At 71.5% G+C, this 24,754-nt stretch carries 23 protein-coding genes, 1 pseudogene and 1 riboswitch; of the genes and pseudogenes, 8 read left to right on the top strand and 16 right to left on the bottom strand.

The annotated features are described in order from the left end of the window. Positions 1-45 precede the first annotated feature (45 nt). Positions 46-699 carry an N-acetylmuramoyl-L-alanine amidase gene (locus tag TNCT1_RS24440; protein WP_143635810.1) on the top strand — a complete coding sequence of 218 codons (654 nt, stop codon included), beginning with the start codon at positions 46-48 and terminating at the stop codon, positions 697-699. Positions 700-962: 263 nt separating this feature from the next. On the opposite strand, the gene TNCT1_RS24435 is transcribed toward TNCT1_RS24440, so the two are convergent. From TNCT1_RS24435 to TNCT1_RS24425, 3 genes are all read right to left on the bottom strand, one after another. Continuing rightward, on the bottom strand, positions 963-2,132 hold the full coding sequence (locus tag TNCT1_RS24435) for a cysteine desulfurase family protein (RefSeq protein ID WP_143635808.1): 1,170 nt from the start codon (positions 2,130-2,132) through the stop codon (positions 963-965). Positions 2,133-2,250: 118 nt separating this feature from the next. Then, entirely contained in the window at positions 2,251-2,529 is a 279-nt protein-coding gene (locus TNCT1_RS24430) for a DUF4190 domain-containing protein (protein WP_143635806.1), read from the bottom strand. A 5-nt stretch (positions 2,530-2,534) separates the two neighbouring features. Next, positions 2,535-2,729: a hypothetical protein gene (locus TNCT1_RS24425; protein WP_143635804.1), complete on the bottom strand. Its 195-nt coding sequence runs from the start codon at positions 2,727-2,729 to the stop codon at positions 2,535-2,537. A gap of 145 nt (positions 2,730-2,874) precedes the next feature. Here TNCT1_RS24425 and TNCT1_RS24420 point away from each other — a divergent pair, with 145 nt between their 5' ends. Further along, positions 2,875-3,501, top strand: coding sequence for a TetR family transcriptional regulator (locus TNCT1_RS24420; RefSeq protein ID WP_143635802.1), 627 nt, complete (start codon positions 2,875-2,877; stop codon positions 3,499-3,501). A gap of 11 nt (positions 3,502-3,512) precedes the next feature. Here TNCT1_RS24420 and TNCT1_RS24415 read toward each other — a convergent pair whose 3' ends face one another. Beyond that, positions 3,513-4,514 carry a YafY family protein gene (locus tag TNCT1_RS24415; protein WP_143635800.1) on the bottom strand — a complete coding sequence of 334 codons (1,002 nt, stop codon included), beginning with the start codon at positions 4,512-4,514 and terminating at the stop codon, positions 3,513-3,515. Between the two features lie 101 nt (positions 4,515-4,615). Between TNCT1_RS24415 and TNCT1_RS24410 the strand changes: the two genes are divergently transcribed. Next, a complete protein-coding gene (locus tag TNCT1_RS24410; protein WP_143635798.1) occupies positions 4,616-5,212 on the top strand; it encodes a TIGR03086 family metal-binding protein in 597 nt (198 codons plus the stop codon). Here the strand turns inward: TNCT1_RS24410 and TNCT1_RS24405 are convergent. After that, positions 5,199-6,095 carry a thioesterase family protein gene (locus TNCT1_RS24405; RefSeq protein ID WP_235902874.1) on the bottom strand — a complete coding sequence of 299 codons (897 nt, stop codon included), beginning with the start codon at positions 6,093-6,095 and terminating at the stop codon, positions 5,199-5,201. The genes TNCT1_RS24410 and TNCT1_RS24405 overlap by 14 nt on opposite strands. Positions 6,096-6,272: 177 nt before the next feature. Here TNCT1_RS24405 and TNCT1_RS24400 point away from each other — a divergent pair, with 177 nt between their 5' ends. Next, positions 6,273-7,589 carry an esterase family protein gene (locus TNCT1_RS24400; RefSeq protein WP_143635796.1) on the top strand — a complete coding sequence of 439 codons (1,317 nt, stop codon included), beginning with the start codon at positions 6,273-6,275 and terminating at the stop codon, positions 7,587-7,589. On the opposite strand, the gene TNCT1_RS24395 is transcribed toward TNCT1_RS24400, so the two are convergent. The 10 genes and pseudogenes from TNCT1_RS24395 to TNCT1_RS24350 form a co-directional block, all read right to left on the bottom strand. After that, positions 7,498-8,157 (bottom strand): trimeric intracellular cation channel family protein, encoded by a 660-nt coding sequence (locus TNCT1_RS24395; protein WP_174266433.1) that lies wholly within the window; start codon positions 8,155-8,157, stop codon positions 7,498-7,500. The genes TNCT1_RS24400 and TNCT1_RS24395 overlap by 92 nt on opposite strands. A 46-nt stretch (positions 8,158-8,203) precedes the next feature. Then, a complete protein-coding gene (locus TNCT1_RS24390; RefSeq protein WP_143635794.1) occupies positions 8,204-9,595 on the bottom strand; it encodes a M1 family metallopeptidase in 1,392 nt (463 codons plus the stop codon). Positions 9,596-10,167: 572 nt separating this feature from the next. Beyond that, positions 10,168-11,362: pseudogene (locus tag TNCT1_RS36410) on the bottom strand (ABC transporter ATP-binding protein); the annotation flags it as partial. 26 nt (positions 11,363-11,388) lie between these two features. After that, positions 11,389-12,483: an ABC transporter ATP-binding protein gene (locus TNCT1_RS24380; RefSeq protein ID WP_143635790.1), complete on the bottom strand. Its 1,095-nt coding sequence runs from the start codon at positions 12,481-12,483 to the stop codon at positions 11,389-11,391. Beyond that, on the bottom strand, positions 12,480-13,487 hold the full coding sequence (locus TNCT1_RS24375) for an ABC transporter permease (protein WP_143635788.1): 1,008 nt from the start codon (positions 13,485-13,487) through the stop codon (positions 12,480-12,482). The genes TNCT1_RS24380 and TNCT1_RS24375 overlap by 4 nt, the downstream gene beginning before the upstream one ends. A 72-nt stretch (positions 13,488-13,559) precedes the next feature. Continuing rightward, entirely contained in the window at positions 13,560-15,329 is a 1,770-nt protein-coding gene (locus TNCT1_RS24370; protein WP_143635786.1) for an ABC transporter substrate-binding protein, read from the bottom strand. A 38-nt stretch (positions 15,330-15,367) separates the two neighbouring features. Further along, positions 15,368-16,366, bottom strand: a complete 999-nt coding sequence (locus TNCT1_RS24365) for an ABC transporter permease (protein WP_143635784.1) — start codon at positions 16,364-16,366, stop codon at positions 15,368-15,370. Positions 16,367-16,715: 349 nt separating this feature from the next. After that, positions 16,716-17,477: an enhanced serine sensitivity protein SseB C-terminal domain-containing protein gene (locus tag TNCT1_RS24360; protein ID WP_373920503.1), complete on the bottom strand. Its 762-nt coding sequence runs from the start codon at positions 17,475-17,477 to the stop codon at positions 16,716-16,718. Between the two features lie 213 nt (positions 17,478-17,690). Continuing rightward, positions 17,691-18,485: an enhanced serine sensitivity protein SseB gene (locus tag TNCT1_RS24355; RefSeq protein WP_143635780.1), complete on the bottom strand. Its 795-nt coding sequence runs from the start codon at positions 18,483-18,485 to the stop codon at positions 17,691-17,693. 65 nt (positions 18,486-18,550) lie between these two features. Beyond that, positions 18,551-19,234, bottom strand: a complete 684-nt coding sequence (locus TNCT1_RS24350; protein WP_174266444.1) for an AAA family ATPase — start codon at positions 19,232-19,234, stop codon at positions 18,551-18,553. Positions 19,235-19,407: 173 nt separating this feature from the next. After that, positions 19,408-19,506: riboswitch (glycine riboswitch) on the top strand. A gap of 157 nt (positions 19,507-19,663) precedes the next feature. On the opposite strand from TNCT1_RS24350, the gene gcvT reads away from it, so the two are divergent. The 4 genes from gcvT to TNCT1_RS24330 all read left to right on the top strand — a co-directional run bounded on the left by gcvT (position 19,664) and on the right by TNCT1_RS24330 (position 24,027). After that, complete coding sequence (gene gcvT, locus TNCT1_RS24345) at positions 19,664-20,791, top strand: glycine cleavage system aminomethyltransferase GcvT (protein WP_143635776.1); 1,128 nt, start codon at positions 19,664-19,666, stop codon at positions 20,789-20,791. 116 nt (positions 20,792-20,907) lie between these two features. Next, positions 20,908-21,285 (top strand): glycine cleavage system protein GcvH, encoded by a 378-nt coding sequence (gene gcvH / locus TNCT1_RS24340; RefSeq protein ID WP_143635774.1) that lies wholly within the window; start codon positions 20,908-20,910, stop codon positions 21,283-21,285. A gap of 14 nt (positions 21,286-21,299) precedes the next feature. Then, complete coding sequence (gene glyA / locus TNCT1_RS24335; RefSeq protein WP_143635772.1) at positions 21,300-22,577, top strand: serine hydroxymethyltransferase; 1,278 nt, start codon at positions 21,300-21,302, stop codon at positions 22,575-22,577. An 82-nt stretch (positions 22,578-22,659) separates the two neighbouring features. Further along, entirely contained in the window at positions 22,660-24,027 is a 1,368-nt protein-coding gene (locus tag TNCT1_RS24330) for an L-serine ammonia-lyase (protein WP_143635770.1), read from the top strand. 85 nt (positions 24,028-24,112) lie between these two features. Here the strand turns inward: TNCT1_RS24330 and TNCT1_RS24325 are convergent, their stop codons facing one another. Then, positions 24,113-24,541: a DUF2690 domain-containing protein gene (locus TNCT1_RS24325; RefSeq protein ID WP_143635768.1), complete on the bottom strand. Its 429-nt coding sequence runs from the start codon at positions 24,539-24,541 to the stop codon at positions 24,113-24,115. Positions 24,542-24,754: the final 213 nt, after the last annotated feature.

Raw genomic sequence — 24,754 nt, 5'->3', positions numbered from 1 at the left:
GTTGACGATCACAGCGGACGGGACAGGCACGAGGCGGGGGTGGCCATGACCGACACGGACCGGCGGCCGGGGCGGCGGGCGCTGCTGATCGGCGGGCTGGCGGCCGCCGTGGGCACCGCCGCGCTGGCCCGGCAGGAGCTGTCCCACGCGTGGTGGCGGCTGCCCGGGGTGGAGAAGCCGCGGGTAGCGGGTGCGGTGGACTTCCGGGGCGCGCGCTGGGCGGCGGCCTCCCCGGCGAACTACCGCGGCGCGGACCGCCCCGACGACTACCCCGTCGACCGGGTCGTCGTCCATGTCACGCAGGGCGGTTATCAGAGCGCGGTGCGGGCCTTCCAGGACCCGGCGCACGGTGCGGCGGCGCACTACATCGTGCGCCGGGACGGGCGGGTCACCCAGCTCATACGGGAGCTGGACGTGGCGTTCCACGCCGGCAACCGTGAGTACAACGAGCGCAGCGTCGGCATCGAGCACGAGGGCTTCGTGGAGGACGCCTCGTCCTTCACGGACGCGATGTACGCGGCGTCGGCGCGGCTGACGGCCGCGATCTGCGCCCGGTACGGCATGTCCGCCGACCGTGAGCACGTCATCGGGCACGCGCAGGTGCCGGGGACGGACCACACGGATCCGGGGCCGCACTGGGACTGGCGGCGCTATATGGGGCTGGTGGAACGGGCGCGGCAGACGTCCGGAAAAATCTAGGTTCGCCCCCTTTTTCGCCCGGCAGGTGAGGTTCTATCCTGAGAGAGGCCTACGGAACGAGTGAGGGAGTCACAGCGGCGTAGCCGACTTCCGCGAGAGGCAGGATGCTTCCGCCGGGGCCGACGTCGGCGCTAGGACTGAGAGGCCTGAAGGTCGCAGGGACTGGACCGGAAGGCGACCCCCAGCCACCTGATCCGGACAATGCCGGCGAAGGGAACCCGTTTCGTAGGTCTTTCGCGTGCGCCGGGCCGGGGCCCCGCCCCTCAGCTGAGTCCGGCCGCCCGGGCGCGTTTCACCGCGGGGCCGATGGCCTCGGCGACCGCTTCCACGTCCGCCTCCGTGGACGTGTGCCCGAGGGAGAAGCGCAGGGTGCCGCGCGCCAGGTCCGGGTCGGTTCCGGTGGCGAGCAGGACGTGGCTGGGCTGGGCGACGCCGGCGGTGCAGGCGGAGCCGGTGGAGCACTCGATGCCCTGGGCGTCGAGCAGCAGCAGCAGGGAGTCGCCCTCGCAGCCGGGGAAGGTGAAGTGGGCGTTGGCCGGGAGGCGGCCGCCGGGTGCCGGGTCGCCGCCGAGGATCGCGTCCGGCACGGCCGTACGGACGGCGTCCACCAACTGGTCCCGCAGGGCGCCGATCTCCCGGGCGAACCACTCGCGCCGCTCGGCGGCGAGCCGGCCGGCCACCGCGAAGGAGGCCACGGCGGGCACGTCGAGGGTGCCGGAGCGCACATGGCGTTCCTGACCGCCGCCGTGCAGGACGGGCACCGGGGTGTACTCGCGGCCGAGGAGCAGCGCGCCGATGCCGTACGGGCCGCCGATCTTGTGGCCCGACACGGTGAGCGCGGCGAGTCCGGAGGCGGAGAAGCCGACCGGCACCTGGCCGAAGGCCTGCACCGCGTCCGCGTGCAGCGGGACGTCGAACTCGGCCGCGACGTCCGCCAGTTCACGCACCGGCATGATGGTGCCGATCTCGTTGTTGGCCCACATCACGGTGGCCAGGGCGACGTCCCGGGGATCGCGGGCGATGGCCTCGCGCAGCGCCTCGGCGTGGACGCGGCCGTGGGAGTCGACGGGCAGGTACTCGACGGTGGCGCCCTCCTGCTCGCCGAGCCAGTGCACGGCGTCGAGGACGGCGTGGTGCTCGACGGGGCTGGCGAGGATCCGGGTGCGGGCCGGGTCGGCGGCGCGGCGGGCCCAGTACAGGCCCTTCACCGCGAGGTTGTCGGCCTCGGTGCCGCCCGAGGTGAACACCACCTCGCTGGGGCGGGCGCCCAGCGCCTCCGCGAGGGTCTCGCGGGACTCCTCCACCGTGCGGCGGGCCCTGCGGCCGGACGCGTGGAGGGAGGAGGCGTTGCCCGTGATGCTCAGCTGGGCGGTCAGTGCCTCTGCCGCCTCCGGGAGCATCGGGGTCGTCGCGGCGTGGTCGAGGTAAGCCATGGTGACGCCGATTCTACGGCTCCCGTACGGCTCCCTCGGCTGCCACCGGGTGCGCCCCAGCGCCCACCGGGTCCGCGCCGGGCGGCGACACGCCGGCGCCGGCGGCGGGCCGGACGCCTCACAGGCTCCAGGACACCGTGTGGGACAGGTCCATCGCGAGGCCCAGGACCGCCAGGTCGGCGACGCCCAGGGCCAGGCCCAGGAAGGCGCGGCCGCGGCGGGACGTGCCGCGCCACAGGGCGACGGCGGCCAGGACGATGGCGACCGGGCCGAGGACGATGTTGAGGACGAGCAGCCCGAGCAGGCCGAGGATGAAGGACGCCACGGCCATGCCGTCGGCGTCCCGGGTGCGCGGGCGGTTCTCCGTGCGACCCGAGGCCGGCGCGGTGAGTTGCATGGTGCTCAGCTCCTGGAAGTCGGTGCGGACGGCCAGTCGGCCGAGGTGTGGCGGCGGCGGCCGTGGCGCTCGCGGATCGCGAAGACGCCGAGCCAGACGGCGATGACGGCGGCCGCCGCGGCGGTGACGGTCAGCGGCGCGTGAGCGACGGTGCCCAGCACGACACCGAGCAGCATGAGTGCGGCGACGAGGAACAGCATGGGATCAGATCCCCCCTCCGAGATGCCTCGTGTTGTCCTCTTGTGAACTTTCGGTGAACAGTTGTAGTAACAGTTGTTCACCGACTTCGAGTCTAGCGCTTCCCGCGGCTTTCCAATTCCGGAGAACAGTTGTTAACTGGATGACATGAGTCACACCCTCGGCGTCCGGCAGGCCCAGAAGCAGAAGACCCGGCAGGCGTTCCTGGACGCGGCGCTCGCGCTGCTGGAGGAGCAGAGCCTGAGCAGCCTCGGCCTGCGCGAGGTCACCCGTGCCGTCGGGGTCGCTCCGACCGCCTTCTACCGGCACTTCCGCTCCACCGCCGACCTCGGTGTGGCCCTGGTCGACGAGGCGCTGGGCAGCCTGCATCCGATGGTGCGGACGACGGTGTCCGCGGCCGGCGACAGCGAGGAACGCATCAAGCGCGCCGTCGAACTGATCGCCCGCCACGTCGACGGGTACCCCGCGCACGTCCGTTTCATCGCCCGTGAACGGCATGGCGGAGTCCAGCCGGTGCGCGAGGCCATCCGCGACCAACTGGCCCGCTTCGCCGAGGAGGTGAAGGCCGAGCTGGCCGACGACCCGCAGGCGCACGGCTGGAACGACGAGGACCTGGGGATGCTCGCGCACCTCTACGTCGACCAGATGCTGCTGACCGCCTCCCTCTTCCTGGAGGCGCAGGAGGCCCCGGCGGACGAGCGGGAGCGCGTCACCGCGCTCGCCCGGCGGCAGTTGCGGCTCATCAGCGTCGGCCGCCGCCACTGGCTGGACTGACCCGCCCGGCCTCACCCGGCGGCCGGGCCGCCGTCCGGGCCGTCCTGCCGGGGCTGCTGGTACAGGGCCGTCACGGAGCGGACCGCCCGGAGCAGTTCCGCGCGCGCCTCGGGCGGTCCCACGAGCTCCACCTGGTCGGAGAACCCGAGCAGTTGGCGCACCGCGCGCAGCACCGGGTACGTCAGCCGGGCGGTGACCCAGTCGCTCGCCCCGTCGTCGTCGCAGACCTCGGTGAGCTGGGCGGCGGCCATGCGCCGGAACATGTCGAGGCGCTCGCGCCGGACCCGTACGGTGACGTCCACGCCGTCCCCCGGCCGGTCCTCCACCTGACGGCGCAGCACCTCCCAGGCGTCGGCGAGTTCGACCCCGGGCCGCCGCCGCACGGGATCGTCGAGCAGCCGGGCCGAGCGCACCCGGTCGGCGCGGAACAGCCGGGGCGCGCCGCGGCGGTCGGCGACCAGGTACCAGACGCCGGCCTTGGCGACCAGGCCGTAGGGGTCCACGGTGTACGCGGACGGCTCCTGGTCCCCGCTGTGCCGGTAGCGCAGCCGCAGCCGCCGGTCGGAGAAGACCGCGTCCTGCAGCACCTCCAGGTCCACGGCCTGTTGCGGGCCGCTGAGCCAGCGGGTGGCGTCGACCAGGACGCGGCGGCTGGCGACCTCGGCGGCGGGCCGGTGCGGCGCGGGCAGCGCGGCCATCACCTTGCGCAGCGCCGAGCCGAGGGCCGTGTCCAGACCGAGCGCCGCGTGGGCGCCCTGCGCGGCCAGGATGAACAGCGCCCGGGACTCGTCCGCGGTCAGGCCGGTGACGTCGGTGCGGAAACCGGCGAGGAGTTCGATGCCACCGTGCCGCCCGCGCTCGGCGTACACGGGCACCCCGGACGCCGAGAGCGCCTCCACGTCGCGGTAGATGGTGCGGACCGACACCTCCAGCCGGCCGGCCAGTTCGCGCGCCGGAACACGGCCGCGGGTCTGCAGGAGCAGCAGAATCGACAGCAGCCGGTCGGACTTCACGCGCCCAGGATCGCGCCGGGTCCCCGGTCCGCGCAAATGCTGACGGCGGATGTCAGGTTATCCGGGGATGCTCGGCGTACCGACTCAGCGAGAGGCATGTCATGACGAACGAGTACACCGACCCGCGTCCCTACTACGTCCGCGCCACCGAGCAGGCGGCCGCGCTCATCAAGACCGTGCGCCCCGAGGACCTCGGCAGGCCGACCCCGTGTTCCGAGTTCGACGTCCGCGGCCTGCTCGGCCACGTCGTCGGCGGCACCCGGCGGATCGCGGTGGTCGGCGAGGGCGGCGACGGCCTCGCCGTCGACCCGTCCACCGACGGCGTCGCGGACGACGGCTGGGCGGCGGCCTACGACGAGGTCAGGGTCCGGGTGCTCAGGGCCTGGGAGGGCGACGAGCGGATGGTGACGACGGTGCGCGTGCCGTGGGGCGAGGTCCCCGGCCACGCGGCGCTGTCCGGCTATGTGATGGAGATCGTCACCCACACCTGGGACCTCGCCGAGGCCCTGGGCCACCCCTTCGAGCTCGATCCGGAGCTGGCCGAGTTCTCGCTCGCCAACGCCCGCCGGGTGCTGCCCGACACGAGGCCCCGGGACGCCGCCACCCCGTTCGCCGACCGCGCCGACGCCCCCGAGGGCGCCGGCGCCTACGAAAGGCTCGCGGCCTGGCTCGGCCGCACCCCGCTCAGCCGAGCCTGACCCGGGCGAGCTGCCGGGACTGGGCGACCAGCCGGTCCTCGCTGTCCCAGACCTCGGCGTCCTCCTCCAGGAAACCGCCGGCCAGGTTGCGGGTGGTGATCGACACCCGCAGCGGTCCGGGGGCCGGGCGGTGCCGGACGTGGACGGTGAGTTCCACCGTGGGCACCCAGCCCTTGAGCCCGATCTCGAAGGCGGTGGGCGGCAGCGCGTCCACCGCGAGCAGCAGCGAGAGCGGGTCGGCGTCGCGGCCGTCGGCCAGCCCGAACCAGGCCCGCATCTCCCCCTTGCCGGAGGGCGCGCCGAGCGCCCAGCCGAGGGTGGCGGGGTCCAGCTTGAGCATCAGCCGGCCGGTGATGGCCGAGCTGCCCTCGACCGGGGCGGGGCCGTCATCCGCGCCGAAGCACTGGTCCAGCGGCGGGATGGCCGGCGGGGCGGCCGTCGTACGGACGTCGTCGGGCAGGCCGGAGAGGTCGCCGTAGGAGGCGAGGACGCGGATCCGCTCGACCTCGTTGCCCTGGTCGTCGTACTGGAAGAGCGAGGCCTGGCCGGTGGACAGGGTGCGGCCGGTGCGCACGGTCTGCGTGCGCACGACCGCCGGGCCCGGCTGGGACGCGGTCAGGTAGTGCGCGGAGACGGTGAACGGGTCCGGGTGCGGGAGGGTGTCCGCGAGGGCCCTGCCGAGGACGGCCAGCAGATAGCCGCCGTTGACGGCGTTGATGATGGTCCAGCCAGCCGAGAGGTCGATGTCGTAGACACCGGGCTCGCGCCGGGTGACCGCCGTGTCGCGGTCGAACTCGCTGTCTCCGATCACGGCCCGCGACGGGGGTCCCCCCGCCCGAGCGTCGCCGAGGGTGGAGGAGGGTGCGGAAGCTGCTTCTGGCATGGGTGAACGGTACAACAGGTAATTACTAAGCGGTAGCTTTTCTGACGGGGGCCGGGTGAACGCCAGGCGGCCACCCGGCCTACACGAGAGGGCCCCCCGGGTGAGATTCCGGCAATTTCCAGGTAAGTGTCCGGACACGTCCACAACCCCCGGGCGCCGATCACCCTCTATGGGGACATGAGCCTCACCGGGACTCCGTTCCTCTGCACGACCGTCGTGCTCTCCGTGGTCGCCCTCATACTGCCGCTCCTGCTGTGGTCGAGGACGCCCGGGCCCGGGCCGCTGCGCGCCGCGGCCCGGGTGCTGATGCTGCTGTTCGCCCAGGGCACGGCCGTCACGCTGGTCTTCGTACTGGTCAACAACCAGAACGGCCTGTACGACAACTGGGCCGACCTCATCGGCACCGGCAACCACGTCCAGCAGGCCGCCGACCTCGGCCGCGACGGCACCGGCGGCATCGCCCTCAAGCAGCTGCCCAAGGTCCGGCAGGTGTTCAGGCCGGCCGACGGCGCCGGCATGCGCGCGGCCGGCGGGGTGCGCGTCACCCAGCTCCGCGGCCGGGTCTCCGGCGTGAACGCCGAGGTCTACGTCTGGCTGCCGCCGCAGTACGGCGAACCGGCCTACCGCCACCGCAAGTTCCCCGTAGTGGAGCTGCTGCCGGGCTACCCCGGCTCGGCGAAGGCCTGGTTCGGCGCGCTCCGGGCGCACGAGCAGGTGCTGCCGCTGATGCGCGCGGGCCGCGTGGCGCCCTTCATCATGGTCGCGCCGCGCACCAACCTGCTGGCCGGCGTAGACACCGGCTGCGCCAACGTCCCCGGGCAGGTCAACGCCGACACCTGGCTCAGCGTCGACGTGCCGAGGATGGTGCTGGACAACTTCCGCGCCCAGCCGGCGCCGTCGGGCTGGGCGGTGGCCGGCTACTCGGCCGGCGCCCACTGCGCGGTGAAGCTGGCCGTGGCCCACCCCGACCGCTACCGGGCCGCCGTGAGCCTTTCCGGCTACAACGACCCGATCGGCGAGCGCAACTCGCTGGCCGCCCAGACCCCCGCCCTGCGCGCCCGGAACAACCCCTACCTGCTGCTGCGCGGCGCGGCCGAGCCGCCCCGGGTCGCCCTCTACGTCTCCGGCGAGTCCGGCGACGGCTACCAGGCGGGCGTCGCCCTGCAGGCGGTCGCCAAGGCTCCGACGACCGTGCACGTGGTGTTCCTGCCGCGCAGCGCCGGCGGTCACACGATGGCGCTGTGGCGGCCGCAGGTCCCCGACGTGTTCCGCTGGCTGACCCTGCAGATGGGCCAGAACCGCGCCGCGGGCGAGGACCGCTCGCTCACCGGGGCCGCCACCGGAAGCCCGAGCGGGACCGGCGGCGGAGCGGCGAGCGGGGCGGCCAGCGGACCCACCGGGACTACTCCTCGGTCACCGTCGACCGCCGGTTCCACGCACGCGGCGCTCGCCAGTGGAACCTCATCGCGAGCAGCCGCAGGGCGAAGGCGGTGACGACCGCGAGCCCGCTGGCGAGCGGGGTCAGCACGTCGTAGCGGATGCACAGCGCCACCATGGTGGCGCCGACGATCGCCGGGACCGCGTACAGGTCGCGGTCCCAGCGCAGCAGCGAGGGGACCTCGTTGGCGAGCACGTCCCGCAGCACGCCGCCGCCGACCGCGGTGGCGAGGCCGAGGGTCGCCGACGCGGTCAGGTTGAGGCCGTAGGAGTACGCCTTGATCGTGCCGCTGACGCAGAACAGGCCGAGGCCGGCCGCGTCGAAGACCAGGACCCCCGTCTGGATCCGCTCCACGTGCGGGTGGAGGAAGAACACGACGAGGGTGGCGATCAGGGGGGTCAGGAAGTACCCCAGGTCGGTGAAGGCGGCCGGGGGCACGGCCCCGATGACCACGTCGCGGAACAGTCCCCCGCCCAGCGCCGTGACCTCGGCGAGCACGGCTATGCCGAAGACGTCGAAGTTCTTCCGGACGGCCAGCAGCGCCCCGGAGATCGCGAACACGAAGATGCCGATGACGTCGAGTGTGTGCTGGACGGAGGGACTGAAGAGTTGCTGCAGTTGCACCCCGACATTCTCACCTGTCAGGGAGTGTGCACCTTACAAGCGCAGGTCACAGGGCAGGCTTGCCTGTCGTGTAGAGCCAGGCGCCGAACAGGTCGTCCAGTCGCTGCCCGCTGATCCGCTCGGCGAGACGGACGAAGTCGGCCGTGTCCGCGTTGCCGTAGCGGTGCAGCCGGGTCCAGGCCGGCAGCAGCGCGAAGAAGGCCCGGTCGCCGATCCGCTCGCGGAGCATCTGCAGGGTCATCGCGCCGCGCTGGTAGACGGGGGAGGCGAACATCGTGTCCCGCTGCGGGTCGGCCACCTTGATCTGCCAGAACGAGGAGTCGGCGGGGCGCGCGTCGTAGGCGGCGCGGAAGGAGTCGTGGGCCGAGCGGGTGCCCTGGTGCTCCGCCCACAGCCACTGGGCGTAGGTGGCGAAGCCCTCGTTGAGCCAGGTGTCCTTCCACCGCGCCACGCTCACCGAGTCGCCGAACCACTGGTGGGCCAGTTCGTGCACGATGGTCGCCTCGTTGCGCACGGCCGAGTAGGCGGGCTTGCTCTGCACCTCCAGCGAGAACCCCGCCTCGGGCATGTCGTCCACGATGGCGCCGGTCTCCTCGAACGGGTACGGGCCGAAGACCTCGGACCAGTAGTCGGTGGCGGCGGCGGTGACGCCGTAGACGTCGACGCTGTTGCCGTTCTTCAGCACCGGGTCGACGGCGACGTAGATCGGGGTGCCGCCCGGGGTGCGGCCGGTGCGCACGTCGAACCTGCCGATGGTGGCGGTCGCGAGGTACGTGGCCATCGGCCGGCTCTCCCGCCAGTGCGTGTACGTCGAACCGCCCCGGTCGCGGGTGGAGACCAGCCGGCCGTTGGAGACCGCGGTCAGGCCCTTGGGCGCCTTGATCCGGATGTCGTAGGTGGCCTTGTCGGAGGGGTGGTCGCTGGACGGGAACCAGGTGGAGGCGGCGTTCGGCTCGCAGGCCACGAAGACGCCGTCGGCCGTCTTCATCCAGCCGTACTCGGAGCCGAAGATGATGGGGCCGCCGAGCGGTTCGGGCACGCCGCCGTAGGTGACGGAGACGGTGAACTCGCGGCCCTCGCGCAGGGTGTGGCGGGGGGTGACGGTGACCTCGTCGCCGTCCCGGGTGAAGCGCGCCCGGCTGCCGTCGACCTCGACGCGGGTGATCTCCAGCCGCTGGAGGTCCAGGTCGAAGGAGGACAGGTTCTGGGTGGCCCGTGCCCGGAGGGTGGTGCGGCCGTCGAGGCGGCCGGTGCCGGGCGCGTAGGCGACGTCCAGGTCGTAGTGGCGGGCGTCGTAGCCGCCGTTGCCGAGCTGGGGGAAGTAGGGGTCGCCGATGCCGGGTGCGCCGGGGGTCGGGGCGGGCGACGCCGCGATGAGGAGGAAGGAGGCCGCCGCGGTGGCGAGGGCTCCTAACCGTGCCGAACGGGAGAGTGCCATGGTCGTCCCTTCGAGCGTGCCGATCAGTGGTCGGACACGGACGACTCTGCACTCCCCCGCTCAGGCATGTACATGACTTTACGGTTCTGTCATGGGCTACTTGCCGGTTGACTCCTGGGAGTCGGTGCCGGCCTCGCGCGCGGTCTCCTCGGCGGCGGCCTCCGGCCCCTCGGCGGGAGCGTCGGCGGCGGCGCCCGTGGAGGCGGTGGGCTCCGCGACGGCGGCGGCCTCGGTCCCGGCCTCGTCGGCGGAGGTCTTGGCCCCCGGCCCGGTCTTGGCGGAACCGGCCTCGGCGACGGCCTCGGCAGCCTCCGCCGACTCCTTCACCTCGGCGGACTTCTCCTCCGCGACAGGCTCCGCATCCGCGGCGGGCTTCTCCACCTCGGCGGGCTTCGCCTCCGCGGCGGGCTTACCCTCCACGGCCGACTTCTCCTCCGCGGCGGGCTTACCCTCCACGGCGGCGTCGGATGCGGCAGCCGTTTCGGCCTCGGCGGTCGCTTCGGCCTCGGCGGTCGCGGGCTTGCCCGCAGCGCCGGCCTCGGCAGCAGCGGATTCCTCCGCGCCGCCGGCCTCGGCAGCAGCGGGCTTCTCCGCGGCGACGGCCTCGGCAGCGGCAGGCTTCGCCTCGGCAGCGGGCTTCGCCTCGGCGGCCGCCGCCGACTCCTCCAGCACGGCGTCCGGGACCAGTTCCGAGGCTTCCTTCGCCACCGACAGCAGCACCGTGTCCTGCGGGGCCTGGTCGGCGAAGTTCTCCGGGTGGTGGCAGGCGACCCGCTGGCCCGGCTTCAGCTCCAGCAGCTGCGGCTCGGTCGTCCGGCAGATCTCCGTCGCCTTCCAGCAACGGGTGTGGAACCGGCAGCCGGGCGGCGGGGCGATGGGCGAGGGCACGTCACCGCGCAGCAGGATGCGCTCGCTCTTCTGGCCCCGGCGCTTGGTGTCCGGCACCGGCACCGCCGACATCAGCGCCTTGGTGTACGGGTGCATCGGCGCCTCGTACAGCGAGGTGCGGTCGGCCAGCTCGACGATCTTGCCGAGGTACATCACCGCGATCCGGTCCGAGACGTGCCGGACGACCGAGAGGTCGTGCGCGATGATCACGTAGGTGAGGCCGAGTTCCTGCTGGAGGTCGTCCATGAGGTTCACGACCTGCGCCTGGATCGACACGTCCAGCGCGGAGACCGGCTCGTCGGCCACGACCAGCTTCGGCTTCAGGGCGAGCGCTCGGGCGATGCCGATGCGCTGGCGCTGGCCGCCGGAGAACTCGTGCGGGTAGCGGTTGTAGTGCTCGGGGCTCAGACCGACCAGTTCGAGCAGCCGCTGGACCTCCTTCTTCACCCCGCCCTCCGGCTCCACGCCCTGCAGCCGGAACGGCGCGGAGACGATCGAGCCGATGGTGTGGCGGGGGTTCAGGGAGCCGTACGGGTCCTGGAAGATCATCTGGATGTCGCGGCGCAGCGGGCGCATCTGCCCGGTCCGCAGCTTCGTGATGTCCTGCCCGTCGAAGGTGATCGTGCCGCCGGTCGGGTCCTGGAGGCGGGTGATGACCCGGCCCATGGTCGACTTGCCGCAGCCCGACTCGCCCACCACGCCCAGGGTCTCGCCCTTGCGCACCTCGAAGTCGATCCCGTCGACGGCCTTCACCGCGCCGACCTGGCGCTGGAGAATGCCCTTCTTGATCGGGAAGTGCTTCTTCAGACCCTCGACCCGGAGCAGCACCTCACGGTCGGCCGAGCCGTCCGCGGGGGCCTGCGCCTGCTGCGGGATCACGGCCTCGTCCGTCTTCTTGGTCTCACTCACAGCTTCGGCGCAATCTCTTCGGTCCAGATCCGCTCACGGTCCTCGGCCGGGAGGTGGCAGGCGGACCAGTGCCCGGTGCTCACCTGTTCCAGCTCGGGGCGCACCGTGCGGGTGACGTTCCCCTTGGGGATGTCCGCGTACGGGCAGCGCGGGTGGAAGGCGCAGCCCGAGGGGACGTTGATGAGGCTCGGCGGCTGGCCCTTGACCGGGATGAGCCGTTCGGAGGTGTCGCGGTCGATGCGGGGCATCGAGCCGAGCAGACCCCAGGTGTAGGGGTGCTGCGGCTGCTCGAAGACCTGGGCGGCCGGCCCGCGCTCCACGCACCGGCCGCCGTACATCACGAGGACGTCGTCGGCGATCTCGGCGACCACACCGAGGTCGTGGGTGACCATGATGACCGCGGAGCCGAACTCCTTCTGCAGGTCACGGATCAGGTCGAGGATCTGCGCCTGGACGGTGACGTCGAGGGCGGTGGTCGGCTCGTCCGCGATGAGCAGCTCGGGGTTGTTGACCAGGGCCATGGCGATCATGGCGCGCTGGCGCATACCGCCGGAGAACTCGTGCGGGTAGCCGTCGACGCGCTTGGCGGGCTCGGGGATGCCGACCCGGTCGAGCATCTCGACGGCCCGCTTGCGGGCGACCTTCTTGCTGACGTCGTGGTGGACCCGGTAGGCCTCGACGATCTGGTCGCCGACCTTGTAGTACGGGTGCATCGCGGACAGCGGGTCCTGGAAGATCATCGCCATCTCGCGGCCGCGGAGCCTGCGCACCTCGTCCGGGGCGGCGGAGACCAGTTCCTTGCCGTCCAGCCAGATCTCGCCGGTCATCCGCACGTTCTTGCCGCGGGTGCCGAGCCGGTGCAGGCCCATGATGGCCTGCGAGGTGACCGACTTGCCGGAGCCGGACTCGCCGACGACGGCGAGGGTCCGGCCCTTCTCCAGCGAGAAGCTGAGCCCGTCGACGGACTTGACCACGCCGTCGTCGGTCGGGAAGTGCACCCTGAGGTCGCGGACCTCGAGGAAGGCCTTGGGGGGCTGGGACGCGGTGGTGGGCTCGCCCACGGCGGCGCCGGTCTTGGAGAGTTCGGTCACGAGAGCCTCACCCGCGGGTCGGCGGCGGCGTAGAGCACGTCCACCAGGAGATTTGCGAAGACGACGAAGGCGGCGGCGAGCAACGTCACGCCGAGGATCTTCGGCAGGTCGTTGTCGGTGATGCCCTGCACCGCGTACTGGCCGATGCCGGGCAGCGAGAACACCGACTCGGTGATCACGGCGCCGCCGAGCAGCAGGCCGATGTCCATGCCGAAGACCGTGATGATCGGGGTCAGTGCGGCGCGCAGTCCGTGCCGGGTGACGACGGTGCGCTCCCGCAGGCCCTTGGCGCGGGCCGTGCGGATGAAGTCCTCGTTCATCGTCTCCAGCATGCCCGAGCGGGTCAGCCGCGCGTAGATGGCGGAGTACAGCAGCGCGAGCGAACACCACGCCGGGAAGAGGGTGTTGGCCCACTGCGCCGGGTTCTCGGTGAGCGGGACGTAGGTCTTGCCGAAGATCGGCCACTGGTAGGTGAAGAGCAGGATCGCCAGGTTGCCCGTGAAGAACATGGGCAGCGAGACGCCGGTGAGCGCGATGCCCATGAAGGTGCGGTCGAGGAACGAGCGCGGCTTCAGGGCCGAGATGACACCGGCCACGACGCCCGAGACCAGCCACAGCGCGGCGGCGCCCACGGCCAGCGACAGGGTGATCGGAAGGCGCGAGGTGAGCTCCGGCCACACCGCCTGGTGGTTCTTGAAGGAGTAACCGAAGCAGGGTGCGTCGCAGTGCACCGTGGTGGGGCCGAGGTCGTAGGTGGCGCCGGCCACGATCCCCTTGATGAAGTGCCAGTACTGGACGTAGACGGGCTGGTCCAGACCGAGGTTGTGCTTGACAGCGGCGATGTCCGCCTTCGACGGGCTCTTGCCGATGTACTGCTGCGCCAGCTGGTCCGCTGTCTGGCCGGCAAGCCGTGGCAGCAGGAAGAAGATGGCGAAGGTGACCGCGGAGACGACCAGCAGCAGGATCACTGCCGCGAACGTCCGGCGGAGGATGTACGAGATCACGGGGACCGGCGCTGGTGCCCGCGGGCCGCGAAGCCCGCGGGCACCAATGCCTTCACCTGCCTTCCGGGGCTGCTACTTCGACGCGACGCCGATGTTGAGGTAGTCGTACTGACCGCTGAAGGCCGCCGTGGAAACCAGGTTGGTGTAGTTCTGCGGGCGGGCCAGCAGGACCTTGAAGTAGGTCAGCGGGACCAGGACGGCGTCGTCCATGGTCTTCTTGTCGATCTGGGTGTAGAGGCTGTTGCGCTCGGTGTCGTCCTGGGTGCCGATCGCCTTGCCCAGCAGGGAGTTGACGTCCTTGCTGTCGTACTGCGACAGGTTGGTGTTACCGGACTGGCTGATCGCCTTGCCGTTCAGGATCTGCTGCAGGAAGCCGTAGCCGGAGGGCCAGTCGGCACCCCACTGCATCATGATCAGGCCGATGTTCTGCTTCTCGGTGAACTTCGGCACACCCGCGTAGTCGGTGAAGTACTTGCCGGACGGGTACTGCTTCAGGCTGGCGTTGATGCCGACCTTCTTCAGCGAGCTGATGATCGCCGTGGCGGCGTCGATCTCCTGCTGACGGTCCGAGCGGGCCGAGATGGTGGTGGTGATCGACGACTTGCCGCAGGCCTTCAGCTGCTCCTTGGCCTTGGCCGCGTCGCCCTTGTTGCCGGAGGTCGCGTAGACGTCCGACTTCTCGTAGCCCGGGATGTCCGGGGGCAGCACGGTGGAGGCGATGTCGCCGCGGATCGGGCCGCCCTCGGCGGTCTGCACCGAGACCTTGTCGATCGCGTACTGCACGGCCTTGCGGCACTCGGGCTTGTCGAACGGCTTCACCTTGGTGTTGATCGCCATGTAGACGAGCCGGCCACCGTAGGTGTTGTCCGTGTTGGCCTTCTTCGCGGTGTCGGTGAGCACCTTGGCCTGGGTGGAGGCCTGGACACCGGCACCGGCCAGGTCGATCGCGTCGCCGGCCAGGACGTCCTGGTCGATGGTCTCCGGGTTGACCTTCAGCTTGACGACGATCTTGTCCGGGAGCTGCTTGCGCAGCGGGTCGGTCTTCGCGTCCCAGTTCTCGTTGCGCACGAGCACGGCCTGCTTGCCGTCCTCGTAGCTCTGGAACTTGTACGAGCCCGACGACACGATGTGCTTGACGTAGTCGACGCCCTTGTCCTTGGACTGGGGCACCGGGGCCGTCTGCGGGGCGGCGACGAGGTAGTCGAACTCCTGGAACGCCTGGTTCAGGTGGAAGACGATGGTGGTGTCGTCCGGCGTCTCGATGGAGGACAGGCCCTTGCCGCTCTTGTCCTTGTACGGGCCCTTGTACTTGTCGCCCTTGGCCATGAACTGCTGGAAGTAGTTCGGGCCGAGGGAGAGCACGTCACGCGCGAAGTTCGAGCGCTCGACGGCGTACTTGACGTCCTTCGAGGTGATCGGCGAGCCGTCCTCGTACTTCAGGCCCGAACGCAGCTTGTACGTCCAGGTCTTGCCGCCGTCGCTCGGGACGCCCTTGCTCGCGGCGAGGTCCGGGACGAGGGTGTTGCCCTTCTCGCCGGCGCCGGGCTGGAACGTCATCAGCGGGCGGGCGTAGAGCCGGCTGAGGTTGTACATGTACGCGTAGTACGTGTTGCCGGGGTCGAAGGAGTCCGGCACGTCGGACAGCTCGTAGGTGACCGTGCCGCCCTTCTTGTCGGAAGCGTTGACCACACCCTTGGTCGCGGCGTTGGCCCCGGCGGACGAGCCGTTGTTGTCCTTGTTGTCATCGGCCTTGCTGCAGCCTGCAACGAGCAGGCTGGCGGAGCCGATGGCCGCGATAGCGGCCAGCGCTGACCTTCGCATGATGGGTGCTTTCCCCTCCATTGTCGGAAACTTTTCGGGCTCTCGGGTGGTGGCAGGCGTCAGCGGCTGCGCGGGTCGAGAGCGTCGCGGAGACCGTCGCCCAGCAGATTGAACGCCAGGACGGTCACGAAGATGGCGAGACCGGGCACGATCATGTATTGGGGATCGACCTGGTAGTAGGTGACCGCTTCGCGGAGCATGCCGCCCCAGGAGGCCTGCGGGGGCTGGATGCCGACACCGAGGAAGCTCAGGGACGCCTCGAAGAGGATGTTGGTCGGGATGAGCAGCGTCGAGTAGACGATGATCGGGCCGACCAGGTTGGGCATCAGCTCGCGGAACAGGATGTACGGGCCCTTGGCGCCCATGCCGCGGGAGGCGTCGACGAACTCGCGCTCCCGCAGGGCGAGGGTCTGGCCGCGCACGATCCGGCCCAGGTAGGGCCAGTTGAAGAAGCCGATGACGAAGATCAGCACGCTCAGGTGGAGCGGGAGCCCGTTGAGGCCGAACGCGCCGCCCTGCAGCGTGGCCGAGATCGCGATGGCGAACAGCAGGAGGGGGAAGGCGAGGAAGGTGTCCATCAGGCGGCTGATGACGTTGTCCACCCGGCCGCCGTAGTAACCCGCGATGACGCCCATGATGGCGCCGATCACGTTGGAGAGGATCGTGGCGCCGAAGGCGACCACCAGCGACACCCAGGAGCCCTCCAGGACTCGGGTGGCGATGTCCCGGCCGAACTTCGGGTCGACACCGAGCGGGTGGTCCGCGCTCATGCCGCCCCAACTGCCCTTGGGCAGCGAGGTGTCGGGAGTGATCAGGTCCTGGTTGAAGGCGTTGGGGTCGAGGCCGAGCAGGGCCTGCAGGGGCCGGGAGAGGACGGCCAGGGCGATGAGCAGGACGACGATGACGGCGCCCGCCACCGCGACCTTGTCCTTCTTGAATCTCGACCAGGCGATCTGCCCAAGGGAACGACCCTCGATCCGCCCCTTACCGGCACCCTCGAGCACAGCTTCCGGCTGTGCCTCGGCTGCCGCCCCGGTGGTCTCGATCGGTGCGGTCACAGTGACCCGACCCCTCTCGCCGGTGGTGACCGGCCTGCGCCTGCCGCGGTTTGCGGCTTTGTCGACTTGCATCGATCGTGAGGTTCGACCTCACGTCTGAATCGCGAGTCTTCAGCTTCTTTGCGATCACCCGCCAGAGCTGGCGGGGAAAGTATGCGCAACCGTGATGCAGTCCGGGGGATTCCGTTATCCGATCAGTGGGTAACGGCCACCGGACGAGGGGCACTTGGGGCGGAACGCCGTTTCCGCTCGATTCGGACGAAACATCGGTCTTCTACGCGCGGAGAAGTCCGTCTCGCACACGAATCCTCCATCACTGTCCAAGTGGCGGACCGCCTCGCGCGCCTGCTCAGTAGCCCCCGTGGACCGGCGGGTAGCCGTATCCGGGAGCCGGCGGCTGCGGCTGGGGAAGGGCCGCGTGCGCCTCGCGGTCGTAGAACGGGCGGGCGTTGGCCCGCATCCACAGCACCACCGGGTCGTAGTCGTCGGTCATCGCGACCGTCGACACCGGCAGCCCCTCCGGGACCGCGCCGACGGACTGCTGCATCATCGCCCGCACCGAGTCGACGGCGGCGGGCGAGGTGTCGTACACGTCCAGTCCGATGGCGAGGTACGGCGCGCCGAGCGTGGGCTGCACCCAGGCGCGGCGCAGCGAGCGCAGGGCCGGGGTGCGGTGGGCGTTCTGCGTGAGCAGGGCGTAGAACTGCGCGACGTCGACGCCGGGTTCCGACAGCCTCAGGGGGCCGGCGGGCTGGCGGTCGAGGCCGGTGGCGATGCGGCGCAGGTCCGGCCAGGGGACGCCCACGCCGCCGCCCGGGGCGTGCGGGTTGAGCCAGAGGCCGTAGTGGTCGGGATAGAGCGTGCGGGCCACGTCGAGCCCGTCGACCACCTCGTAGGAGCGGTTCCAGCCACTGGCCGACAGCTCCTGCGCCGAGGTCACACAGGGGGCGTAGCCGAACCCGCCGACCTCCATGTTCCCGTACTGGGCGTCCGGGGAGCCGGCCTGGCCGTGCCAGAGCAGCATCCAGATCTGGCCGGAGGAGGGGGTGGCGAGGGCGCGCAGCAGTGCCTCGTAGGCGTCGTAGCGGCCGGGGGTGACCTGGCGCAGCATGTGCTCGACGCTGCCGCTTGGGCTCGCGCTCACCTGTCTTTACCGCCCCTTCGATTCTTGCCCCGTGTTGGGGGACAGCTTATGCGCCCGACGGCCCGGGGCCCCGTGTTCGGGCGCGGGTGCGGCTCGGCGGGGGCCGGTCGCGCCCCGCGGCGGAGCCGCCGACCGGCACCGCCCCGCGCCCCTCGGGCCTGCTGTCCCCGAGCCCGCCGGTCAGTGGCCGTACTGGTAGAAGGGGCGGACGCTGGATTTGAGCCAGGTGGCCACCGGGTCGTCCGTGACGTCCAGGAGGACGAGGTTGACCTGCCACTTCACCGGGGCCCGCCCGAGGGCGCGGCCCAGGGCCTCCAGGGGCAGGGCCCGCAGGTCGCCCTCCCACTGGGAGAGTTCGACGCCCACGAACATCACCGGCTCCGCCGTCTCGACGACGGCGAGGCAGCGGCGGGCCGTGACGACCACGCCGGTGCCGGCGAACTCGGCGGAGGCGGCGGAGAGGAAGTCGACCGGGTCCTCCTGCCAGTCCGGCTCGAAGAGGCGGACCCGGCCGCCGGTGGCGGGGCCGTCCAGCGGGGTGTGGCCGGTGCGGCAGAGTTCGGCCACCGCCTCGGGCGGGAGCGGCAGCCCGACCACCCCGTCGGGGTTCACCAGGATGCCGGCCTGCGGGGGCAGGCCGCGGGCGAACTCCACCGCCGGCGCGACGGTGTACGACATGTGGGGGCCGGCGGCCAGCCGGAGCTGCTCCTCTGAGCTGAACACCGGGACGTACACCTGGCCGTCGAGCTCCGTCGTGGGCAGGTCCAGCGGGCCGCTGTGCGGGCCGCCGCCGTTGGGCAGCGGGATCCACAGCAGGCTGCGGCCCAGCACCTCGGCGATCCGGCCGCCCGCTCCGGGTATGCCGAGGGAGGCCGAGAGCACCTCCTCCAGTTCGTTGCCGGGCCAACCGCCGTGCGGGTGGGGGTGCGTCTGTGCCGGGTAGTCCGCGGGAAGGTCCGCCGCCGAGAAGTCCATCTGCCTGCCGCCTGCTGGGAACCACTGCTGTGGTCCGAAAGGCTAGCGGGTGGCGGCGGCGGTGCTCAGTCGGACCGGCCGGCGAAGCCGATGCGGCGCAGCACGTCCGCGGCGTCCCGGTCCAGCAGCACCGCCGAGCCGCAGCCGGCGGGCAGTTCGCCCCGCTCCACGGCGCTCAGCAGGCGGGCCGCCGTGCGGCGGTGGCGGCCGAAGGCGTAGCGGGAGACGCCGCGGCCGCGCTCGCGCTGGCCCGTGCGGGCGGTCTCCGGGGTGACGTCGAGCAGGAGCAGGTGCAGGGTGCCGCCGCGGCGCCGGGCCGCGCGGGCCAGCCAGCCGCGCACCCAGGCCTGGGTGCCGCAGTCGTGCACGACGACGCCCTCGCCGGTGCCGAGGGCGCGGCGCAGGCCCGCGTAGTGGGCGATCCGGACCAGGGGGCGGTAGAGCCCGTAGGGGAGGAAGCGGGGCAGGCGGGCGTCCCAGCGGTCGCGGGTGTCCTGGGAGTCGACGCGGTGGCCGGGGACCGCGCGGTGCATCAGGGTGGATTTGCCGCTGCCGGGCAGCCCGGTGACCACCACCAGGTCGCGGGGGCCGAAGAGCAGGTCGTGCGGGCTGTGCCCGGCGCGCTCGCGCAGGTCGCGGACGACCGGGGCGGGACGCTCGGCGCAGCGCCCGCGCACCGGGACGGAGGGCTGCTTCGGCACCGCGGGACCGGCGGTGGCGGCGTAGGCCGTGGTCCTGTTCACCGTGATCGTCCTCCCCTGGTGGGCTTGGAGACCCCTTTGCCCCAATAATGTAAAGAGAAGGTAATGCGCAGGTCCAGCGATTGGGTGCGCGTCCTGCCACAGCTCGGTCACAGATGCGGGCCCTGACGCGGCGGGGCGGGGCATGCAATGATGTGCGCGCCAACTGCATACCGGCCGCTTGAATCCGCGCGGGAGAGTTCCCAGCCAGCTTTCGCTGGGACGCCGAAGGAGCAAGTCCCTCCCTTGAATCTCTCAGGCCCCGTTACCGCGCGGGCGAGGCACATCTGAAAAGCGGGCCGCTGCGACAGTGGCTCCACCCAAGGTGCAAGCCGTGACCACTCCTCGTGAGCATCACGGCGAACCTCTCAGGTTCCGATGACAGATGGGGAGGAACGTTCCTCGCCTGTCATACCTGCCCTGGGAGACGACCGACCGATGAGCAGTACCGAACCCACCGGGCCGCGCCGTACGGCGCTCGACGCCCTGCACCGCTCGCTCGGTGCGACGATGACCGACTTCGCCGGCTGGGACATGCCGCTGCGCTACGGATCCGAGCGCGACGAGCACGTCGCGGTGCGCACCCGGGCCGGCCTCTTCGACCTCTCCCACATGGGCGAGATCACCGTGACCGGGCCGCAGGCGGCCGCCCTGCTGAACCACGCCCTGGTCGGCAACATCGCCTCCGTGGGCGTCGGCCGCGCCCGCTACACCATGATCTGCCAGGCCGACGGCGGCATCCTGGACGACCTGATCGTCTACCGGCTCGCCGAGACCGAGTACATGGTCGTCGCCAACGCCTCCAACGCCCAGGTGGTGCTGGACGCGCTCACCGAGCGTGCCGCCGGCTTCGACGCCGAGGTGCGCGACGACCGGGACGCCTACGCGCTGATCGCGGTCCAGGGCCCCGAGTCCCCCGGCATCCTGAAGTCGCTGACCGACGCCGACCTGGACGGCCTGAAGTACTACGCGGGCCTGCCCGGCACCGTCGCCGGGGTGCCCGCGCTGATCGCGCGCACCGGCTACACCGGCGAGGACGGCTTCGAGCTGTTCGTGCGGCCGGAGCACGCCGTCCGGCTGTGGCAGGCGCTGACCGAGGCGGGCGAGGGCGCCGGCCTGGTGCCGTGCGGCCTGTCCTGCCGGGACACCCTGCGCCTGGAGGCGGGCATGCCGCTGTACGGGAACGAGCTGACCACCGCCCTGACGCCCTTCGACGCCGGGCTCGGCCGGGTGGTGAAGTTCGAGAAGGAGGGCGACTTCGTGGGCCGCGAGGCGCTCACCGAGGCCGCCGCCGAGGCCGAGCAGAACCCGCCGCGCAAGCTCGTCGGCCTGGTCGCCGAGGGCCGCCGGGTGCCGCGCGCCGGGTATCCCGTCGTCGCCGGCGGCGCGGTGATCGGCGAGGTCACCTCCGGCGCCCCCTCCCCCACCCTGGGCAAGCCGATCGCGATGGCGTACGTCGACGCGGCCTACGCGGCGCCGGGCACCGAGGGTGTCGGCGTGGACATCCGGGGCAGCCACGAGCCGTACGAGGTCGTGGCGCTGCCCTTCTACAAGCGCCAGAAGTAGACACTGGGCGCGGTCCGTCCACCGGACGTGACGCAGCGTACATTCCTGCTGCTCGGCAGCGGGCCCAGCAGTCCCCCATTCATCAGCACTCCCGCGCGTACAGGAGAATTCAGGCCATGAGCAACCCCCAGCAGCTGCGCTACAGCAAGGAGCACGAGTGGCTGTCGGCCGCCGAGGACGGCGTCTCGACGGTCGGCATCACCGAGTTCGCGGCGAACGCGCTCGGCGATGTGGTCTACGCCCAGCTCCCCGAGGTCGGTTCCACGGTGTCCGCGGGCGAGACCTGCGGCGAGCTGGAGTCGACCAAGTCGGTCTCGGACCTGTACTCGCCGGTCACCGGTGAGATCACCGAGATCAACGAGGACGTCGTCAACGACCCGTCGCTGGTGAACTCCGCTCCCTTCGAGGGCGGCTGGCTGTTCAAGGTACGCGTCACCGAGGAGCCGGCCGACCTGCTCTCCGCCGACGAGTACACCGCCCAGAACGCCGGCTGAGGAGTCGTAGCCGTATGACTGTCCTGAACACGTCCCTGCACGAACTGGACCCGGAGATCGCCGCCGCGGTCGACGCCGAGCTGAACCGCCAGCAGTCGACGCTGGAGATGATCGCCTCGGAGAACTTCGCGCCGCTCGCGGTGATGGAGGCCCAGGGCTCGGTGCTGACCAACAAGTACGCGGAGGGCTACCCCGGCCGCCGCTACTACGGCGGCTGCGAGCACGTCGACGTCGCCGAGCAGATCGCCATCGACCGGGTCAAGGAGCTGTTCGGCGCCGAGTACGCCAACGTCCAGCCCCACTCAGGCGCCTCCGCGAACCAGGCGGCGCTGTTCGCCCTCGCCCAGCCCGGGGACACCATCCTCGGCCTGGACCTGGCGCACGGCGGCCACCTGACCCACGGGATGCGGCTGAACTTCTCCGGCAAGCAGTTCGACGTGGTCGCGTACCACGTCGACGAGGCCGGCCTGGTCGACATGGCCGAGGTCGAGCGGCTGGCCAAGGAGCACCGCCCGAAGGTGATCATCGCCGGCTGGTCGGCGTACCCGCGGCAGCTCGACTTCGCCGAGTTCCGCCGGATCGCCGACGAGGTCGAGGCGTACCTGTGGGTCGACATGGCGCACTTCGCCGGCCTGGTCGCGGCGGGTCTGCACCCGAACCCGGTCGAGTACGCGGACGTGGTCACCTCCACGACCCACAAGACACTCGGCGGCCCGCGCGGCGGCATCATCCTGGCGAAGAAGGCCTTCGCGAAGAAGCTGAACTCGTCCGTCTTCCCGGGCTTCCAGGGCGGTCCCCTGGAGCACGTGATCGCGGCCAAGGCGGTCTCCTTCAAGGTCGCCGCCTCGGAGGACTTCAAGGAGCGCCAGCGCCGTACGGTGGACGGCGCCCGCGTCCTCGCCGAGCGGCTGACCGCCGCCGACGCCCGAGAGGCCGGGGTCAACGTGCTGTCCGGCGGTACGGACGTGCACCTGATCCTGGTCGACCTGCGCGAGTCCGAGCTGGACGGGCAGCAGGCCGAGGACCGCCTCCACGAGGTCGGGATCACGGTCAACCGCAACGCCGTCCCGAACGACCCGCGTCCCCCGATGGTGACCTCGGGCCTGCGCATCGGCACGCCGGCCCTGGCCACCCGCGGCTTCACGGCCGAGGACTTCGCCGAGGTCGCGGACGTGATCGCCGAGACCCTGAAGGCGCCCTCCCCGTTCGAGGGAGCCGGCGTGGAGTCGCTCAAGGCCCGGGTGAAGGCCCTGGCCGACAAGCACCCGCTGTACCCGGGTCTGAACAAGTAGGTCCGCGTTTCACCGGGCACCGCGCACACTGGAACGTGTGCGCGGTGCCGCACCCCGCACCACCCCGTATTGAGGAGTTTCCGTGGCCATCTCGGTCTTCGACCTGTTCTCGATCGGCATCGGCCCGTCCAGCTCCCACACGGTCGGCCCGATGCGCGCGGCGCGCATGTTCGCCCGCAGGCTGCGCAACGAGGACCTGCTGGACTCCGTCGCCGCGGTGCGCTGCGAGCTGTACGGCTCGCTCGGCGCCACCGGCCACGGCCACGGCACCCCGAAGGCGGTGCTGCTCGGTCTGGAGGGCGCCTCGCCGCGCACGGTGGACGTCGAGTCGGCCGACGAGCGGGTGGAGGCGATCCGGGGCTCGGGCCGGATCTCGCTGCTCGGTGAGCACGAGATCGCCTTCTCCTTCGACGACGACCTGGTCCTGCACCGCCGCAAGGCGCTGCCGTACCACGCCAACGGCATGACGGTGTGGGCGTACGACGCCTCCGGCGCCGAGCTGCTCGCCAAGACGTACTACTCGGTCGGCGGCGGTTTCGTCGTGGACGAGGACGCGGTCGGCGCGGACCGCATCGTGCTGGACGACACGGTCCTGAAGTACCCGTTCCGCACCGGCGACGAGCTGCTGCGCCTGACCCGGGAGACGGGTCTTTCGATCTCCTCGCTGATGCTGGAGAACGAGCGCGCCTGGCGCACCGAGGAGGAGATCCGGGCGGGCCTGCTGGAGATATGGCGGGTCATGCGCGAGTGCGTCCAGCGGGGCATGACCCGGGAGGGCATCCTGCCCGGCGGCCTCAAGGTGCGCCGCCGCGCTGCCGTCTCGGCCCGCCAGCTGCGCGCCGAGGGCGACCCGCTCGCGCACGCGATGGAGTGGATCACGCTCTACGCGATGGCCGTGAACGAGGAGAACGCGGCCGGCGGCCGGGTGGTCACCGCCCCGACCAACGGAGCGGCGGGCATCATCCCGGCGGTCCTGCACTACTACATCAACTTCGTGCCGGGCGCCGACGAGGACGGCGTGGTCCGCTTCCTGCTCGCCGCCGGCGCCATCGGCATGCTGTTCAAGGAGAACGCCTCCATCTCCGGCGCCGAGGTCGGCTGCCAGGGCGAGGTCGGCTCCGCCTGCTCCATGGCCGCCGGCGCCCTCGCCGAGGTGCTCGGCGGCAGCCCCGAGCAGGTGGAGAACGCGGCCGAGATCGGCATGGAGCACAACCTGGGCCTGACCTGCGATCCGGTGGGCGGCCTGGTCCAGATCCCGTGCATCGAGCGCAACGGCATGGCCGCGGTGAAGGCGGTCACCGCGGCGAAGATGGCGATGCGCGGCGACGGCTCGCACAAGGTGTCCCTGGACAAGGTCATCAAGACGATGAAGGACACCGGCGCGGACATGTCGGTGAAGTACAAGGAGACGGCCCGGGGCGGGCTGGCGGTGAACATCATCGAGTGCTGAACCGGCGGGCGGGCCGGGCGGTGGGGCGGTTCGGGCCCTCGTCCGCCCGGCCCGGATCAGCCGCGGCGCGGCGGCGCCGGGGTGCTCAGTACCAGCCGGTGCACTTGATGTGGTGCGTCTCGTCGTTCCACGCGCAGGCGCGCATCACGTAGCCGCCGTCGTAGCGCGAGGCGGTGTGGGTGTCGGAGCCGCTGCGCACGGTGGTCAGGCTCAGCGGGCCGTCCCAGGTCCGGCCGCCGTTGGACGAGCGGTCCACCCAGACCTTGTCGCCCCGGTCGGCGTGGTAGATGCGGCCCCAGGCGCAGCGGGTGGAAGTGCTGTACCGGAGCTGGATGTTGATCGAGTCGACCTTCGCCGTCTTCACCGTCTTGGGGTGGGCGAAGGTGCACGAGCCCGCGGCGCTCGTGCCGGCCGCGGCGGCGCCGGTGGCGGCGGCCGTGCCGCCGAGTCCGGCGAGCAGGGCCGCCGTGGCGACCAGGACCGCGGCACGGGTGCGGTTACGCGGTATGACCATGATTCCTCCGTCGTGGATGCAGACCGAGGCAGCGGCCCGGCCGGCCCGGCGCGCAGCGGTCGTCGCCGCGCCGGGCGGGCCGGGACCACCGTCCCCCGTTGTGGAACCGGCTTGCGGCAACGACGCTACGGAAGCGGCCGCCGGGGCGAATCCCACGCTGGTTCCAATCCGCGTTCCGCCGCGCGGGGTACGCCGGGTACCGCGCGGGTTTAC

This window comes from Streptomyces sp. 1-11 (assembly GCF_007176755.1).
Taxonomy (GTDB): Bacteria; Actinomycetota; Actinomycetes; order Streptomycetales; family Streptomycetaceae; genus Streptomyces.
This window is presented reverse-complemented; position numbering and strand designations above follow the sequence as displayed.